The 14,930-nt window shown below is 65.4% G+C and carries 15 protein-coding genes; 11 read left to right on the top strand and 4 right to left on the bottom strand.

Annotated features, from left to right (window positions below):
• Positions 1-7: 7 nt before the first annotated feature.
• The 5 genes from ASG57_RS25205 (at position 8) to ASG57_RS25185 (ending at position 4,808) form a co-directional block, all read left to right on the top strand.
• Entirely contained in the window at positions 8-766 is a 759-nt protein-coding gene (locus ASG57_RS25205) for an ATP-binding cassette domain-containing protein (RefSeq protein ID WP_057198209.1), read from the top strand.
• Positions 766-1,848 (top strand): ABC transporter permease, encoded by a 1,083-nt coding sequence (locus ASG57_RS25200; RefSeq protein ID WP_057197956.1) that lies wholly within the window; start codon positions 766-768, stop codon positions 1,846-1,848. Before ASG57_RS25205 ends, ASG57_RS25200 begins: the two co-directional genes overlap by 1 nt.
• Before the next feature lie 93 nt (positions 1,849-1,941).
• Positions 1,942-2,874 (top strand): sugar-binding protein, encoded by a 933-nt coding sequence (locus tag ASG57_RS25195; protein ID WP_057197954.1) that lies wholly within the window; start codon positions 1,942-1,944, stop codon positions 2,872-2,874.
• Positions 2,875-2,975: 101 nt separating this feature from the next.
• The gene (locus tag ASG57_RS25190) at positions 2,976-3,953 is read left to right on the top strand and encodes an aldo/keto reductase (protein WP_057197952.1); all 978 of its coding nucleotides are present in this window, start codon (positions 2,976-2,978) and stop codon (positions 3,951-3,953) included.
• Positions 3,954-3,956: 3 nt separating this feature from the next.
• The gene (locus ASG57_RS25185; RefSeq protein WP_057197949.1) at positions 3,957-4,808 is read left to right on the top strand and encodes an amidohydrolase family protein; all 852 of its coding nucleotides are present in this window, start codon (positions 3,957-3,959) and stop codon (positions 4,806-4,808) included.
• 67 nt (positions 4,809-4,875) lie between these two features.
• Here the strand turns inward: ASG57_RS25185 and ASG57_RS25180 are convergent, their stop codons facing one another.
• Together ASG57_RS25180 and ASG57_RS25175 are read right to left on the bottom strand one after the other, a co-directional pair.
• A complete protein-coding gene (locus ASG57_RS25180; RefSeq protein WP_024337124.1) occupies positions 4,876-6,105 on the bottom strand; it encodes an ABC transporter substrate-binding protein in 1,230 nt (409 codons plus the stop codon).
• Positions 6,106-6,220: 115 nt separating this feature from the next.
• Positions 6,221-7,147 carry a class I SAM-dependent DNA methyltransferase gene (locus ASG57_RS25175; protein WP_057197948.1) on the bottom strand — a complete coding sequence of 309 codons (927 nt, stop codon included), beginning with the start codon at positions 7,145-7,147 and terminating at the stop codon, positions 6,221-6,223.
• Positions 7,148-7,280: 133 nt separating this feature from the next.
• On the opposite strand from ASG57_RS25175, the gene ASG57_RS25170 reads away from it, so the two are divergent.
• The 5 genes from ASG57_RS25170 to ASG57_RS25150 all read left to right on the top strand — a co-directional run bounded on the left by ASG57_RS25170 (position 7,281) and on the right by ASG57_RS25150 (position 12,633).
• Positions 7,281-8,318 carry a ligase-associated DNA damage response exonuclease gene (locus ASG57_RS25170; protein ID WP_057197946.1) on the top strand — a complete coding sequence of 346 codons (1,038 nt, stop codon included), beginning with the start codon at positions 7,281-7,283 and terminating at the stop codon, positions 8,316-8,318.
• The gene (locus ASG57_RS25165) at positions 8,315-9,976 is read left to right on the top strand and encodes an ATP-dependent DNA ligase (RefSeq protein ID WP_057197944.1); all 1,662 of its coding nucleotides are present in this window, start codon (positions 8,315-8,317) and stop codon (positions 9,974-9,976) included. The genes ASG57_RS25170 and ASG57_RS25165 overlap by 4 nt, the downstream gene beginning before the upstream one ends.
• A gap of 262 nt (positions 9,977-10,238) precedes the next feature.
• Positions 10,239-10,544, top strand: a complete 306-nt coding sequence (locus ASG57_RS25160) for a DUF6460 domain-containing protein (protein WP_024337128.1) — start codon at positions 10,239-10,241, stop codon at positions 10,542-10,544.
• A 27-nt stretch (positions 10,545-10,571) separates the two neighbouring features.
• Positions 10,572-11,306, top strand: coding sequence for an MBL fold metallo-hydrolase (locus ASG57_RS25155; protein ID WP_057197942.1), 735 nt, complete (start codon positions 10,572-10,574; stop codon positions 11,304-11,306).
• 1 nt (position 11,307) lies between these two features.
• Positions 11,308-12,633, top strand: a complete 1,326-nt coding sequence (locus ASG57_RS25150) for an MATE family efflux transporter (protein ID WP_057197940.1) — start codon at positions 11,308-11,310, stop codon at positions 12,631-12,633.
• Positions 12,634-12,640: 7 nt separating this feature from the next.
• On the opposite strand, the gene ASG57_RS25145 is transcribed toward ASG57_RS25150, so the two are convergent.
• Positions 12,641-13,738 carry a quinone-dependent dihydroorotate dehydrogenase gene (locus tag ASG57_RS25145; RefSeq protein WP_024337131.1) on the bottom strand — a complete coding sequence of 366 codons (1,098 nt, stop codon included), beginning with the start codon at positions 13,736-13,738 and terminating at the stop codon, positions 12,641-12,643.
• Positions 13,735-14,079 (bottom strand): DUF952 domain-containing protein, encoded by a 345-nt coding sequence (locus ASG57_RS25140; RefSeq protein ID WP_024337132.1) that lies wholly within the window; start codon positions 14,077-14,079, stop codon positions 13,735-13,737. The genes ASG57_RS25145 and ASG57_RS25140 overlap by 4 nt, the downstream gene beginning before the upstream one ends.
• 190 nt (positions 14,080-14,269) lie before the next feature.
• Here ASG57_RS25140 and ASG57_RS25135 point away from each other — a divergent pair, with 190 nt between their 5' ends.
• Positions 14,270-14,926 (top strand): S24 family peptidase, encoded by a 657-nt coding sequence (locus tag ASG57_RS25135; protein WP_024337133.1) that lies wholly within the window; start codon positions 14,270-14,272, stop codon positions 14,924-14,926.
• Positions 14,927-14,930 lie beyond the last annotated feature (4 nt).

Raw genomic sequence — 14,930 nt, 5'->3', positions numbered from 1 at the left:
CCCGCTGATGACAAAGCCTGACGCAACACCGGCGCTCGAGCTCACCGGCATCGGCAAGGAGTTCGGCGCCATCCGCGCGCTGCATGACGTCGACATGCAGATCCGGTCTGGCGAGGTCGTCGGCCTGATGGGTGACAACGGTGCGGGCAAGTCGACGCTGGTCAAGATCATCGCCGGCAACTTCCGGCCCAGCCATGGCGAGATCCGCTTGGCCGGCAATGCAGTCCACTTCAATCGACCGGTCGATGCCCGTGCCGTCGGCATCGAGGTCGTCTACCAGGACCTCGCGCTCGCCGACAATCTGACCGCGGCCGCCAACGTCTTCCTCGGCCGCGAGTTGAAGCGCAGGTTCGGACCGTTCGCCTTGCTCGACCACAAAGCCATGGCGGCGCGCGCGCTGGAGCTGTTCGGCGAGCTGCGCTCGGAGACGCGTCCCGACGATCTCGTCAAGCAGATGTCCGGCGGCCAGCGCCAGGCCGTCGCGATCGCGCGGACCCGGCTCTCCAATGCGCGGCTGGTCATGATGGACGAGCCGACCGCAGCCATCTCGGTGCGCCAGGTCGAGCAGGTGCTCAGCCTGATCCGTCGGCTCAAGGAGCAGGGCGTTGCGGTGATGCTGATCTCGCACCGCATGCCCGACGTGTTTGCGGTGTGCGACCGCGTCATCGTCATGCGCCGCGGCGAGAAGCGGGCCGACAAGCCGATCCATCAGACGTCGCCCGAGGAAGTCACCGCCCTCATCACCGGCGCGAAGGAGGCGGCGTGATGGCCATGCCCATGGAATCCCCGATCACCTTCACCAATGTCGGCAAGATCAAATGGTGGCAGCGTGGTCTCTTCGCGTCGCAGACCGGCTATGTCCTGCTCGCGCTAGCGGTGCTGCTGTTGGTCATGCATTTCGCCAGCCCCTACTTCTTCACCCAGGGCAACATGCAGAATGTGGCGAAGAACTTCTCCTTCATCGCCATCGCGACGCTCGGCGTCACCTTCGTGATCATCACCGGCGGCATCGACCTCTCGATCGGCTCGATGATGTGCTTCTCGGCCATGATCACCTCGATGGTGATGACCGAGCTGTCGATGCCCGGCTCGCCTGCAGGATCGCTGTTCGTGCACATGGCGTCGGACGGCAAGACCGTGCTCGCCAACGCACCCGGCTTGATCCTGCTGGTCTCTTTCCTCGCCGGCCTCGGCGCAGCGTTGGTCGTCGGTCTCGTCAACGGTTTCTGCATCGCCGTGCTGGGCCTCTCGCCCTTCGTTACCACGCTCGGCATGCTCTCGATCGTGCGCGGGCTCGGTTATGTCGTTTCCAACGGACGCGGCAGTTTCCCAGGTGGGCCGGACGCCGACTACTTCTACGCAGCTACTTCGGGTGACGTGTTCGGCGTACCGGCGCCGTTCATCTATCTCGTGATGCTCGCGCTGGCGATGGCGGTGGTGCTGCACCACACTTCGTTCGGCCGCCACGTCTTCGCACTCGGCGGCAATGAGAAGGCGGCGGAGCTGACCGGCATCCCGGTGGTCCGGGTGAAGATCGAGGTCTACGTGATCTGTGCGCTTGCTGCGGGCCTGCAGGGCATCATCATCTCCGGCTGGCTCGGATCGGCGCCGGCCAACATGGCGACATCCTACGAGCTCAACGTGATCGCGGCGGCCGTCATCGGCGGCGCGAACCTTGCGGGGGGCATCGGTGGTCCGCTCGGGGCCATCGTCGGCTGCGTGCTGCTGGAGGTGATCCGCAACGGCCTCGTGCTCGCCCAGGTCAGCTCCTACTGGCAGCAGACGCTGGTGGGCGTGATCATCATCCTCGCCGTGCTGGTCGACCGCATCCGCTCGCGGGTGAGCTGAACTAACGTCGTCTCGGGAAGGCAGACAAAACGCCGCCCGTTCGCTTCCCGGACGATTCGAAAGGACGGGCACCAAACAAGGGTGGAGGAGATAATGAGGAAGCTTCTTCTTGCAGGCATCGCGGTTGCGATGATGGCGACGCCGACGTTCGCCGCGAACTACCGCTTCGTCATCGTGCCCAAGGCGATGAACAATCCGTTCTTCGACTTCGCGCGCGACGGCTGCCTGAAGCGTGCCAAGGAGCTCGGCAATATCGAGTGCATCTACAAGGGACCGGTCGAGCACGAGCCGGCGACGCAGGCCCAGATCATCCAGGACTTCATCACGCAGAAGGTCGATGGTCTGGCTATCTCCGTCGCGGATGTCGCAGCGATGACCAAGTCGATCGAGGCCGCGACTGCCGCCGGCATTCCCGTCATCACCTTCGATGCGGATGCCCCCGGCTCCAAGCGCATCGCCTATATCGGCACCAACAACAAGGAGTTCGGTGTCGCGCTCGGCAAGCAATTGCTGAAGATGCGGCCCGACGGCGGCAAATACGCCATGGTGTCCGGCGGTCCCGGCGCCAAGAACCTCGCCGAGCGCGTCGACGGCGTGCGCGAGGCGCTGAAGGGATCGAAGTGGACCGAGGTCGCGGGTTCCCCGACCTTCTGCAACGACGATCCCGCGCTCGCGGTCCAGCAGATGACGGACATGCGCACCGCAACGCCCGATCTCGCCGCGATCGTTCCCATCGGCGGCTGGCCGATGTTCGCCCCCGAAGGCTTCAAGGCCTTTGCCTCCCGAAACAAGAAGGACATCGATTCCGGGAAGTTCACGCTGGTCGTGGCCGATACGCTGAAGATGCAGCTCGAGCTGCTGCGCGACGGCTATGCGAATGCGCTGATCGGTCAGCGTCCCTTCGAGATGGGCGAGAAGGCGATGGATGCGCTACTCGCCATCAAGAAAGGCGAGAAGGTGCCGGAGATCGTCTATACCGGCCTCGACCTCGTGACCAAGGACAACGTCGCGCAGATGCTGAAGTAGGAGCGCCGCCAGCCCCGCGTTCCTGCGTATCTCCCCCGCTTGCGGTTTCCGCGAGTGGGGGAGATGATTGTTCGAAGGACGACTGCTGGAAGGCAATGGGAATGAAATGGTCGCGGCTCGGCGCTCTCGATGTCACCTCAATCGGTCTCGGTTCCGCCCCGCTCGGCGGATTGTTCTCGCCCGTCAGCGATGCTGACGCGCAAGCGACGATCGAGCGGGCCTGGTCGCTCGGCGTCCGCTTCTTCGACACCGCGCCGCTCTACGGCTTTGGCCTCGCGGAGCGGCGGCTCGGCGCGTTCCTTCGGCAACAACCGCGCGAATCCTATGTCATCTCGACGAAGGTCGGTCGCCTGCTGCGAGCACCGGATGGCGCTCCCGCCGAGGACGAGCACTACAAGGGCACGCCGCGCGAGCGGCCGGTGTTCGATTTCAGCCATGACGGCGTGATGCGATCGGTCGAGGAGAGCCTTGAGCGTCTTGGCCTCGACCGCATCGACGTTCTGCTCGTGCATGATCCCGACGACCACTATGACGATGCCGTCACCGGCGCCTTCCGCGCGCTGCAGCGGCTGCGCGAGAACGGCACGGTCAAGGCCATCGGCGCCGGCATGAACCAGTCGGAGATGCTGGTTCGCTTCGCGGAAGCCGTGCCGGTCGACTGCTTCCTGCTCGCCGGGCGCTACACGCTGCTCGACCAGGGCGCGCTTGATGCACTGTTTCCGCTATGTCAGGCCAAGCATATAGGCATCCTGCTCGGCGGCCTCTACAACAGCGGTATCCTGGCCAATCCCACCACGAGCGCGAAGTTCAACTATCAGGATGCCGACGCGGCGCTGGTCGCACGTGCGCTGGAGCTCGATGCGCTCTGCCGCAAGCATGGCACCGAGCTCAAAGCCGCCGCGCTGCAGTTCTGCATGGCTCATCCGGCCGTGACGGTCGCGGTCATGGGCGCGCGCAATGCCGGTGAGGTCGCCGACAACATGGCGATGACGGAGAAGGCGGTGCCTGCCGCGTTCTGGCAGGAGCTGCGCGCTCGAAAGCTCGTCGATGTGCGCGCGCCGCTCCCGGGCGGAGCGTAGGGCATGATCATCGACGCTCACCAGCATTTCTGGGATCCGGCGCGCGCCGACTATCCGTGGATGGACGCGCCCGAGCTCGCCCCGATCCGTCGCGCCTTCGGGCCCGCCGATCTCGCGCCATTGCTGAAGGCAAACGGCCTCGACGCCAGCATCCTGGTGCAGTGCCGCTCCGCGCTGGAGGAGACCGAGGAATTCCTGCGCATCGCGCATGCGACGCCCTCCGTCATCGGGGTCGTCGGCTGGGCCGATCTGACGGATGGGGCGCTCGACGAAACGCTCGACCGGCTGCGTGCTTTGCCGGGCGGCGGCAAGCTGGCCGGAGTCCGCCACCAGGTCCATGACGAGGCCGATCCCGAGTGGTTGCTCCGCGAGGACGTTCAGCGCGGCCTCACGGCAGTCTTCGCCCACGATCTCGCCTATGATTTCCTCGTCCGCACCCGCGAACTGCCGTCGGCGATCGCAACCGCGCAAGCCTTTCCGGAAGCGCGCTTCGTGCTCGACCATGCCGCCAAGCCGCCGATCGCCGCCGGCGGGAGCGCCGAATGGGCCGACCTCATCAGGGCGTTGGCGGCCTGCGGCAATGTCTGGTGCAAGATCTCTGGGCTCGCGACCGAGGCGGTCTGGACTGACTGGGACGCGGAACGGCTGCTTCCATTCGTCGCGCACGCCGCAGAATGCTTTGGCGAGGACAGGCTGATCTTCGGCTCCGACTGGCCGGTGTGCCTGCTTGCGGGAAGCTACGGCAGGATCAAGACCGCGTTGGAGGATTGCTTGATGGGCCTTGGCCCGCGTGTGCGGGACAAGGCTTTCGGCGTGAATGCGACGCGGGCTTATCGGCTGGCGATCGCAGGTTAGCGCAAGGCGCCGCCCGTGCTGTCTCTCCTGGCGAGCAGGAGAGACAGCAGCGCGCGGTGCTGCAAGACTATTCCGACATCGGTTTGTCGGAGATGTCCCAGTCCTTGCCGGTGAAGGTGGAGATGAACAGCGTCTTCATCGGCGTATAGTTCTCGGGCGTGTAGCTGTAGGTGACGCCGTCGAGGAAGTACGGCGAATGGAAGCCCGCGAGCGTCGAGGCATGCTTCAGCACGTTGGCGCGGGTCAGCTCGTCGCCGCAGCGGCGCAGGATCTCGGCCATGGTCGCAGCCTGGCCATACCCGGCGAAAGCGATGGTATTGTCGGGATCGATCGCCGGCGTGTACTTCTTGCGCAGCTCCTCGAACGCCATCACGTCGGGGTCCTTCTCCCATTTGGGAAGGCCGACCTCCTTGTTGTAGCGGATGGCGACGATGCCCGCGGCATTCTCGAGGCCGGCGGCGCTGAGGATGGAGCGGCCGGTCGACCCCGCCGACAGCAGCTGCAGAGGCTTCCAGCCGAGCTCGGCCACTTTGCGGATCGACTGCGACGAGGCTTTGCCGGTGGAGATGTTGTAGAAGACGTCGGCGCCCGACTTCGACAGATTGATCAGCTGGGAGTCGACAGTCGGCTCGGTGAGATCGTAGGTCTGCTCCATGATCACCTGAGCGGTGCCGCCGGCATCGGCCAGCACCTTCTTGAACGGCGCCAGGAAGTCGCGGCCGAAATCGTCGTTCTGGTAGAGGATGCCGATCTTGGCGTTCGGCTTCACGCTGACGACGTGCCTCGCGAGAATGCGCGCCTCGGTCGGATAGAGCGGCAGGCCCGCCATGGTCCATTTGAACTCTTTCGGATTGTTCCACTTCGAGGCGCCGGTGTTGAGCAGAAGCTGCGGCACGCCCTTGGAGTTCAGGTATTTGTGCACGGCAGTCTGCGGCGCGGTGCCGAGCGAGCCGTAGAGCGCCAGCACTTCTTCCTGCTCGACCAGACGCCGAGTCGCTTCGACGCATTTCGGCGCGCTGTAGGCATCGTCCATGGTGAGGAACTTGATTTTCCGCCCGTTGATGCCGCCCTTCTCATTGAGCATCTGGAAATAGGCCTCGCCGATCCGGCCGAGCACGCCATAAAGCGAGCCGGGGCCGGAATGCGGCACGGTCTGCCCGATCTTGATCTCGGTGTCGCTGGCGCCCGCATCGTATTTCTTCTCGGCGGCCCAGACATAAGGTGCAGGCAAGGTGGAGGCAGCGATGGTAGCGAGCGCAGCGGCGCTGAAATCGCGCCGCGATGGATTCTTCGTCATTATTTGTTTCTCCCTAGCGAGTGCATTGTGCTGGCATCGCAGCTCTGCTCGCAAGTGGGAAGTCGCGGCTTTGCGACGCAATGACGCTTAAATGCTGCAGATTCAGCGCCTAGACTCAAGTTTTCTCGGCGACGACGACGAGGCCGCGCACCGGCTCGTTGTTCTCGTTGCGCGGGGAAGCCGGCTCCAGTGTCAGCAATTTGAGATCCGCCCTGGCAATGGCGTCGCGGACATATTCCGCGGAGTGGGCATAGCGCAACCCCGCGCCGAGCACGATCCCACTGCCGTCATGCGTCTCCAGCGTGAAGGCGATCACGCCGCCTGGTACGAGCACGCGCCTCGCTTCGTTCAGCACCGGTGCGAGATCGGACAGATAGACGAATGCATCCGCGGCGACGACGAGGTTCGCGCTGGCGTCAGCCTTGGCACGCAGACCGTCGATCATGTCGGCCACCTCGAGCTCGGCATAGAGGTTCGTCGCACGCGCCTCCTTGATCATGCCGGGGGACAGATCGATGCCGATGAAATGATCGACCTGTTTGGCGAAGGCGGCCGCCGCAAGGCCGGTGCCGCAGCCGAGATCGATGGTGCGCTTGAAGTAAGCCGGCTTCTTCGCCGCAACGCGCGCGGCCAGCACCGCCTTGAAGATCAGCGCAGGGGCGCGATAGCCGAGATCGTTGACCAGCACGTGCTCGAAGCGCGGCGCGTATTGGTCGAACAGGGCCTGCACATAGGCTTTCGGCATTTCAGATAGCGGCGCATCGCCGAGCCGGATCAGATGCAGGCCGGCGCCGTGCTGGTCCTCCGGGTCGCACCGCCGCGATTCCTGGAACGCCGCGATGGCCTTGTCGCGTTCGCCAAGCTGCATTCGGATTTCGCCGAGCGTGAACCATGCCGAGGTGAAATCGGGCGCGAGCTCGATGGCCTGCTCCAGCACATCGGCGGCCGCGGGCAGATCGCCCTTGAGCTGGAGGTCGCGCGCGAACTCGAAGCGGCGGTCCGCCATGAGATCGCCGGAGGACTGGAACAGGCGCAGGGGCATTCGGAACTATCTCGCCATTGCCGGGCCCGACCCGGCAATCCATCAAAACGAGGACTCTTTAAGAGGATGGATGCGCGGGTCAAGCCCGCGCATGATGGCTTAATTTGGAGCGGCTGCTTCCTATATGTCTCACATGCGCCCGCAAGACATCCTGTTGCCAAATGCTGCCGGCCTGTGCTGCAAGCCTGGCGGCTTCCACATCGATCCTGTGCGCCCGGTCAACCGGGCCGTGATCACCCACGGCCATTCCGACCATGCTCGCGCCGGCCATGGCGCCGTACTGGCGACGCAGGAAACGCTCGACATGATGCGGTTGCGCTACGGCGAGAATTTTGCCGGATCGACCCAAGCGATCCGCTATGGCGAGGAAATCCGGCTCGGCGATGTCTGCGTGAAGTTTCACCCGGCAGGCCATGTGCTCGGCTCGGCGCAAATCGCGGTGATCTGCAAGGACACCTGCATCGTCGCCTCCGGCGACTACAAGGACGCGCCCGACCCGACCTGCACGCCGTTCGAGCTCGTGCCCTGCGACGTCTTCATCACCGAGGCGACGTTCGGACTGCCGGTGTTCCGGCATGGCGATGCCGCGGACGAGGTGAAGAAGCTGCTGGCTTCGGTCGCGCTGTTTCCGGAGCGCGCGCATCTGGTCGGCGCCTATTCGCTCGGCAAGGCCCAGCGCGTGATCGCGTTGCTGCGCCGGAGCGGCTACGACGCACCGATTTACCTGCATGGCGCCATGGAGAAGATCACCGAATACTATCAGAGCCGCGGCATCGAACTCGGCGAGCTCAGGCCGGTGAAGGGCATGAAGAAGGCGGCGCTCGCCGGTACCATCACGCTGGCGCCGCCCTCGGCGACCTCGGATATCTGGACGCGCCGCTTTCCCGATCCCGTCACCGCCTTTGCGTCCGGATGGATGCGCGTGCGTGCCCGCGCACGGCAGCGCGGGGTCGAGCTGCCGCTGGTGATCTCCGACCATGCCGATTGGGACGGCCTCACCGCCACGATCGGGGCGACCGGCGCCGGCGAGGTCTGGGTCACTCACGGCCAGGAAGACGCGCTGGTGCATTGGTGCCGGAGCAGGGGCCTCAAAGCGCAGCCGCTCGACCTCGTCGGCTATGGCGACGAGGAGGAGAGCGAAGTGCCTATTCCAGGCGAGGCCGAGGCATGAACCGCTTCGCCGAGCTGCTTGACCGTCTCGCTTATGAGCCCGGCCGCAACAACAAGCTGCGGCTGATCACCGGGTATTTCCGCGAGGTCAGCGATCCCGATCGCGGCTACGCGCTCGCCGCGCTCACTGGCGCGCTCAGCTTCAAGCACGCCAAGCCTGCGCTGATCCGCGACCTGATCGCGGCGCGCACGGATGAGGTGCTGTTCGGGCTGAGCTACGACTATGTCGGCGATCTCTCGGAAACCGTGGCGCTGATGTGGCCGAAGGCGCCATCGGCCGCCCACAACAACCCGCCGCCACCAACGCTCACCGAAGTCGTCACCACGTTGCGCACGCTCGGCAAGACCGAGCTGCCAAAGCAGCTCGAACGCTGGCTCGACGAGCTCGACGAAACCGGACGCTGGGCGCTGCTGAAGCTCGTCACCGGGAGCTTGCGCATCGGCATCTCTGCGCGATTGGCCAAGACCGCGGCGGCCGCGCTCGGCGACAAGGACCCGCATGAGGTCGAGCTGATCTGGCCGGGCCTTGCGCCGCCCTATCTCGACCTGTTCGCCTGGCTGGAAGGCCGCGCCGAAAAGCCGGTCAACCGCGACCCTGCGCCGTTCCGCCCCGTGATGCTGGCGCATGCCATCGAGGACACGGACTTCGCGGCGCTCGACCCCGCCGACTACATCGCGGAATGGAAATGGGACGGCATCCGCGTGCAGGCAGTGGCGGGCCGCGACGACCGCGGCCACATCACGGGCCGGCTCTATTCGCGCACCGGCGAGGACATCACCGGCAGCTTTCCGGATCTCGTGCCGTCGCTGCGGCTGCCCGGGGCCATCGACGGCGAGCTTCTGATCCTGCGCGAGGGCCGCGTGCAGAGCTTCAACGTCCTGCAGCAGCGGCTGAACCGCAAGGTGGTCTCGCCGAAGCTGATCAAGGAATTCCCCATCCACCTGCGCGCCTACGACCTGCTCGGCGACGACGAGAACGATCTGCGCGAGCTGCCCTTCGCGGAGCGGCGGGAACGGCTGGAGACCTTCATTGCGAAGCTTGACGATCCCCGTATCGATCTGTCGCCCACCGTCCGCTTCGCGAGCTGGGAGGCGCTGACTGCCGCGCGCGCCGATCCCGCGAGCGCCGGTGCGGGCGAGGACGCCGACGCCGTCGAAGGCGTGATGCTGAAGCGCCGCGATGCGCCTTATCTGCCGGGGCGGCCGAAGGGCCAATGGTGGAAGTGGAAGCGCGATCCGCACATCATCGATGCCGTGCTGATGTACGCACAGCGCGGACACGGCAAGCGCTCGTCCTATTACTCGGACTACACGTTCGGCGTCTGGACCGGCGGCAATGGCGGCGACGAACTGGTGCCGGTGGGAAAAGCCTATTTCGGCTTCACCGACGAGGAGCTCCTGCAGATCGACCGCTTCGTCCGCCGCAACACCACCGAGAAGTTCGGCCCGGTCCGCCATGTCGTGCATGAGCCGGACAAGGGCCTGGTGCTCGAGGTCGCCTTCGAAGGGCTGCAACGCTCGCCGCGGCACAAATCCGGGGTTGCCATGCGCTTTCCCCGGATCAGCCGCCTGCGCTGGGACAAGCCGCCGCGAGAGGCCGACCGGCTGGAAACGCTGGAGGGAATGTTGAAGGCCGAACCGGCGGAGATTGATCTATGAACTGTCCTCACGAGCAATGCGCTCCCTCCCGGGATATCCAGGGTGGGATCGGCCGAGAGGAGAGCGCCCTTACTCCGCGCTGCGCGCCGACTTCTGTCGCAAACAAGAGAGGTTAAGGAGCCCGCGGCCAGCCGCGCGCCACAGTCGAAGCTCCGGCGCTGCCCGAATTAAACTCCGGTAAGCTGATTGACGCGCCGTTACGGGTTCCCCATGTGCCTCGCCGTGCCCTATACTGGGGTCGAATCCCCCTGAGGAGTTTGCGATGGTCCAAGACGTCAGAGATTTGCCGGCCGGCCGCAGCGACGGCCTGCACCGCTTTCTCGGCGGCTCCCCGCTGACGGTCGCGTTCCGGCTGGTCATGCTCTCGATCCTGGTCGGCGTCGTGCTGGCGGCGATCGGCTTCGATCCCTGGAACATCATCTACAGCATCCAGCTGCTGTTCCAGCGTCTGTGGGATCTCGGATTCGACACGATCAATTGGCTGTGGCGCTACTTCCTGCTCGGCGCGGTCATCGTGATCCCGATCTGGCTGCTCTCGCGCGTGTTCGGCGCGCCGCGCGGCCGGTAAGGACCTGGGCGAGGGAGTACGCAGCCGATGCAATTGCGTTTCGTCGGCTGCGGTGACGCCTTCGGCTCCGGGGGCAGGCTCAACACCTGCTTCCATGTCTCGGGGCGCGCCGCGAATTTCCTGATCGATTGCGGCGCGTCGGCACTGCCGGCGCTGAAGCGGCTCGAGATCGTGCGCGAGGACATCGACCTCATTCTCATCACGCATTTCCATGGCGATCATTTCGCAGGGCTACCGTTCCTGCTGCTCGACGCGCAGTTTTCGCGGCGGACGCGGCCGCTGACGGTTGCGGGCCCGCAAGGCATCGAGACGCGGCTGCGAGAGGTGATGGAAGCGCTGTTCGAGCACTCCTCCAAAACCAGGCAGCGCTTCGAGCTCAACCTGGTCGAGCTCGCCCCAGAGCAGCGTCGAGCCTTCGGGGCAATAACGGTGACACCGTATCCGGTCGTGCACGGCGAATCCGGCGGGCCTTTCCTCGCCTATCGCGTCGAGGCTGAGGGCCGGACGCTGGCCTACAGCGCCGACACCGAATGGACGGAGACGCTCATTCCGCTGGCGCATGGCGCGGACCTTTTCATCGCCGAAGCCTACATGTACGAGAAGGTTGTCAAGAACCATCTCAGCTTGAAGACCTTGGAACAGCATCTGCCCGCGATCGGCGCCAAGCGGCTCGTCCTCACCCATATGAGCGACGACATGCTGTCGCGTCTGGGCGACGTGCCGCATCTGGCTGCAGAGGATGGCATGGTGCTCGTGTTCTGACATGCACGCACCGGTTCATCCCAGGATCAGCTCCCGACAGGTGTTCGCCATCGCGGGACCGGCCATGGTCGCGAACCTCACCACGCCGCTGATCGGGGTGGTTTCGACCACCGCGATCGGACGGCTCGACGACGCCGCGCTGCTTGGCGGCGTCGCGATGGCCTCCATCATCTTCGACTGCCTGTTCTGGCTGTTCGGCTTCCTGCGCATGAGCACGCTCGCCTTCACCGCACAGGCACTCGGCGCGGGCGTGACTGAGGAACTGAATGCCATCCTCGTGCGTGGCTTCATCGTCGCCGGCCTGATCGGCACCGGGCTGATCGCGCTGCAATTGCCGCTGACCTCGGTGCTATTCGACCTGATGGGCGGCAGCGAAGGCGTGACGCGCGCGGCGAAGACCTATTTCATGATCCGGATCTGGTCATCGCCGTTCGCCTTCGCCAATTACGTCGTGCTCGGCTGGCTGATCGGGCAGGCCCGCGCCAATCCCGCGCTTGCGCTCCAGGTCGTCATCAACCTCATCAACATGGCGGCGACGATCCTGCTGGTGTTGGTCTATGACACCGGCATTGCCGGCGCGGCCATCGCCGCACTGCTGTCGGAGACGACCGGCTTCGTGCTTGGCGTCATCGTCTGCCGTCGCTATGCGGTGGGCGGCTTTGCCGTTCCCCGCGCCCGCCTGTTCGACCGGGTCAAGCTGATGCGCCTGCTGGCGGTGAATTCCGACATCATGATCCGCACCGCGGCGCTGATCGTCGTATTCCTGTTCTTCACCGCAAAGGGCGCACGTGCCGGTGACGTGACGCTGGCGGCGAACTCTGTCCTCAACAATTTCCTCCTGGTCAGCGCCTTCTTTCTGGACGGCATCGGCAACGCGGCCCAGCAACTCTGCGGCCGCACGTTGGGCGCGCGCGACGCCAAGGGTTTCCTGGATTCCACCCGGCTGGTGCTGCTGTGGGGGCTCGGCTTCGCGCTGGTCGTTGCCTTGCTGTTCGCGCTGTTCGGGCCGGGGCTGATCAATTTCATGACCGCCAGTGAAGACGTCCGCCGCGCAGCGCGCGAGTTCCTGCCGTTCATCGTGCTTGCGCCGTTGCCGGGCGTATTCGCCTTCGGCTTCGACGGCATCTATGTCGGCGCAACCTGGGCACGCGAGATGCGCAATCTGATGCTGGTTTCGCTCGCGATCTTCTTCGGCGTCTGGCTGGCGCTGCAATCTCTCGGCAATGCCGGGCTGTGGAGCGCGCTGATCGCGTTCTATGTGGCGCGCGGTGGGCTGCAGGGCGCAAGGTATCCGGCGCTGTATAGGGCGACGTTTCCGAAATCGTAGGCGTAGCTCACATCCCTGGCCAGTCTTCCGCCGTGAGCGTCGCGGCATCTGCGCCGACGATCTCCGACAGCGAATCGCGCCCTGTCCGCAGCAGCGTCGAGGTCAGGTCGCGCTTGATCTCGTCGACGAGGCCGAGCCCCTTGTAGACCAGCGACGAATAGAGCTGAATCAGGCTGGCTCCGGCGCGGATCTTCGTCAGCGCGGCGCCGCCGGAATCCACACCGCCGACGCCGATCAGGGGGAACGCGCCTTCGACGCGCACATAGGTTTCTGCGACCATCCGCGTCGACAGACGGAACAGCGGGCGGCCGGACAGGCCGCCTTGCTCTTTGGCGCGCGCCTGCTCGCGCAACGTGCTCGGCCGCGCGATCGTGGTGTTCGATACGATCATGCCGTCGACCCGGCGCGAGCGCGCGACCTGCACGACGTCGTCGAGCTGGGCAAGGCTCAAATCCGGCGCGATCTTGAGCAGCACCGGCGTGTCGCCGGCCTTCTGGCGCACCCGCTCGCGCGCGTCGATCACGCGGGCGAGGAGCTCGTCGAGCAGTGCGCCTTCCTGGAGGTTGCGCAGGCCCGGCGTGTTCGGCGAGGACACGTTGACGGTGAAATAGCTCGCCACCGGCGCAAAGGTCTCGATCAGCTTGACGTAATCGGCGACGCGATCCGGCGAATCCTTGTTGGCACCGACATTGACGCCGACGATGCCGCCATGCTGTGCGCGCGCGGCAAGGCGGCGCAGAGCTGCCTCTGCTCCGTCATTGTTGAACCCCATGCGGTTGATGATCGCCTCGTCTCGCTCGAGCCGGAACAGCCGCGGCCGCGGATTGCCTTCTTGCGGCTTCGGCGTCACCGAGCCGATCTCGACGAAGCCGAAGCCGAGCCGCAGCAGCGCGTCCGGCACCTCGGCGCTCTTGTCGAACCCCGCGGCCATCCCGACCGGATTGGGGAAATTGAGTCCGAAGGCGCGCACGGCGAGCTTGGGGTCGTCGGGGCGGGGCTTGATCGGCGGCAGGAAGCGCAGGCCCTGGATCGCGAGGCGATGGGCGTCCTCGGGATCGAACCAGCGCAGCACCGGCAGCGAGAAGGCGTCGAACGCGCGGATCACGGCAGCAGCTCCGGAACGTCGTGGCTGCCGTCGGAACGCATGGTGAGGTTGATCACCGTGACCACCGTGCCGAGATCGAGCTCGCCGTAAAGATGCGGGAACAGCTCGTCATTGCGCGAGCGCTCCCAGCGCAGCTCGCTGCCGAGTGCATCGCCGTCGACCTCGACCAGGAACAGCGCGCGCTGTCCGAAATAGTGCTTGCGCAGGGTCTCGGGAACCTGGCCGGCGGTCGAGAAATGGATGAATCCGTCGCGCGCGTCGTCTGCGCTGCCCCGGTAGACACCCTGCCGTTCCGCCTCGCGCCAAGCCGAGGCCGGACAGATTTTGTAGATCTTGACCACCGCTACCGCAGCCTTGTTTGTTCTTTGAGTCTTTTGGATTTTTTCGTCTCGTGCGGGTCCTCAAAACCCGGCCGCGACCGTAAAGGCCGCCTCTGCCGAACTCAAGAGTTAGCCGCCGCCCTTGCGCGAAAAACGGAAAACCGGTTGATTTGAGGACAGTTTTCCTGAGTTGCGACGGGCTGGACCTTCCATGGTCAGGCAGGCCAAAGCACAGAGGATGCTGACTCACCACCAGATCTGGGCCGCGCTGGATCGGCTGGCGGCGCGCGCCGGGCTGTCGCCGTCCGGCCTTGCCAAGCGTGCCGGGCTCGACCCCACCACGTTCAACAGGTCCAAACGTGTCACTGTCGATGGCCGCGAGCGCTGGCCATCGACAGAATCGATCGCAAAGGCGCTGGCCGCGGCCGACGCCTCGATCGACAGCTTTGCGAAGCTGATCGATGACGGCGGTGTAAGCGACCGCGGCTCGGTGCCGCTGCTCGGCCTCGCGCAGGCCGGGACCGGCGGGGCCTTCGATGGGGCCGGCCTTCCATCCGGCAGGGGCTGGACCGAGATCGCGCTTCCGATCGCCGAGGACGGTCAGGTCTTTGCGCTGGAGATTTCCGGCGCAGCGCTACTGCCTGCTTATCGCAACGGCGACATCATCCTGGTCTCGCCTGCGGCGCCGATCCGCAAGGGTGATCGCGTGGTGGTAAAGATCAAGACGGGCGAGATCACGATCGCGACCCTGAAGCGGCGCACGGCAAAGGCCCTGGACTTGGCGCCCTTCGATGCGTCGCAGGCGGCGCGAAGGGTCGCGTCGAGCGATGTCGCCTGGATTGCGCGGATCCTCTGGGCGAGCCAGTGATTGC

The sequence above is a fragment of the Bradyrhizobium sp. Leaf396 genome, from assembly GCF_001424605.1.
Classification (GTDB): domain Bacteria; phylum Pseudomonadota; class Alphaproteobacteria; order Rhizobiales; family Xanthobacteraceae; genus Bradyrhizobium; species Bradyrhizobium japonicum_C.
This window is presented reverse-complemented; position numbering and strand designations above follow the sequence as displayed.

What these genes read in the sequence shown, in the direction of transcription:
- ASG57_RS25200 (WP_057197956.1), top strand. Translation starts at nt 766, where the DNA reads ATGGCCATGCCCATGGAATCCCCGATCACCTTCACCAATGTCGGCAAG.
- ASG57_RS25180 (WP_024337124.1), bottom strand. Translation starts at nt 6,105, where the DNA reads ATGACGAAGAATCCATCGCGGCGCGATTTCAGCGCCGCTGCGCTCGCT.
- ASG57_RS25160 (WP_024337128.1), top strand. Translation starts at nt 10,239, where the DNA reads ATGGTCCAAGACGTCAGAGATTTGCCGGCCGGCCGCAGCGACGGCCTG.
- ASG57_RS25165 (WP_057197944.1), top strand. Translation starts at nt 8,315, where the DNA reads ATGAACCGCTTCGCCGAGCTGCTTGACCGTCTCGCTTATGAGCCCGGC.
- ASG57_RS25150 (WP_057197940.1), top strand. Translation starts at nt 11,308, where the DNA reads ATGCACGCACCGGTTCATCCCAGGATCAGCTCCCGACAGGTGTTCGCC.
- ASG57_RS25155 (WP_057197942.1), top strand. Translation starts at nt 10,572, where the DNA reads ATGCAATTGCGTTTCGTCGGCTGCGGTGACGCCTTCGGCTCCGGGGGC.
- ASG57_RS25195 (WP_057197954.1), top strand. Translation starts at nt 1,942, where the DNA reads ATGAGGAAGCTTCTTCTTGCAGGCATCGCGGTTGCGATGATGGCGACG.
- ASG57_RS25135 (WP_024337133.1), top strand. Translation starts at nt 14,270, where the DNA reads ATGGTCAGGCAGGCCAAAGCACAGAGGATGCTGACTCACCACCAGATC.
- ASG57_RS25185 (WP_057197949.1), top strand. Translation starts at nt 3,957, where the DNA reads ATGATCATCGACGCTCACCAGCATTTCTGGGATCCGGCGCGCGCCGAC.
- ASG57_RS25175 (WP_057197948.1), bottom strand. Translation starts at nt 7,147, where the DNA reads ATGCCCCTGCGCCTGTTCCAGTCCTCCGGCGATCTCATGGCGGACCGC.
- ASG57_RS25170 (WP_057197946.1), top strand. Translation starts at nt 7,281, where the DNA reads ATGCGCCCGCAAGACATCCTGTTGCCAAATGCTGCCGGCCTGTGCTGC.
- ASG57_RS25205 (WP_057198209.1), top strand. Translation starts at nt 8, where the DNA reads ATGACAAAGCCTGACGCAACACCGGCGCTCGAGCTCACCGGCATCGGC.
- ASG57_RS25190 (WP_057197952.1), top strand. Translation starts at nt 2,976, where the DNA reads ATGAAATGGTCGCGGCTCGGCGCTCTCGATGTCACCTCAATCGGTCTC.